Annotated in this window: 3 tRNA genes and 1 rRNA gene; all 4 read right to left on the bottom strand. The window is 52.9% G+C overall.

The annotated features are described in order from the left end of the window. Nucleotides 1-51 precede the first annotated feature (51 nt). A tRNA-Glu gene (locus M3205_RS25245) sits at nt 52-126 on the bottom strand. Nucleotides 127-141: 15 nt separating this feature from the next. Continuing rightward, nucleotides 142-232, bottom strand: a tRNA-Ser gene (locus M3205_RS25250). 3 nt (nt 233-235) lie between these two features. After that, nucleotides 236-310 (bottom strand) — tRNA-Asn (locus tag M3205_RS25255). 20 nt (nt 311-330) lie between these two features. Next, nucleotides 331-447: ribosomal RNA gene (gene rrf / locus M3205_RS25260) — 5S ribosomal RNA — on the bottom strand. Between the last annotated feature and the right edge of the window lie 3 nt (nt 448-450).

Genomic DNA, 450 nt, shown 5'->3' on the forward strand with positions numbered 1-450 from the left:
ACCCTCTGCTTGTAAGGCAGATGCTCTCCCAGCTGAGCTAATCCTCCAAAATGGTGACCCCTACGGGATTCGAACCCGTGTTACCGCCGTGAAAGGGCGGTGTCTTAACCGCTTGACCAAGGGGCCAATATGAAATTAAAATGGCGGAGAGCAAGGGATTTGAACCCTTGATACGCGGTTAGCGTATACACGATTTCCAATCGTGCTCCTTCGGCCACTCGGACAGCTCTCCATTTGGCTCCGCAGGTAGGATTCGAACCTACGACCGTTCGGTTAACAGCCGAATGCTCTACCACTGAGCTACTGCGGAATAATGATATTTGTAAAACAGCCCGGCAGCGTCCTACTCTCACAAGGGGACAGCCCCTAACTACCATCGGCGCTGAGAAGCTTAACTTCCGTGTTCGGTATGGGAACGGGTGTGACCTTCTCGCTATCGCCACCAGACTA

Origin of the sequence: Cytobacillus firmus (assembly GCF_023715565.1) — a bacterium.
Classification (GTDB): domain Bacteria; phylum Bacillota; class Bacilli; order Bacillales; family Cytobacillaceae; genus Cytobacillus; species Cytobacillus firmus_C.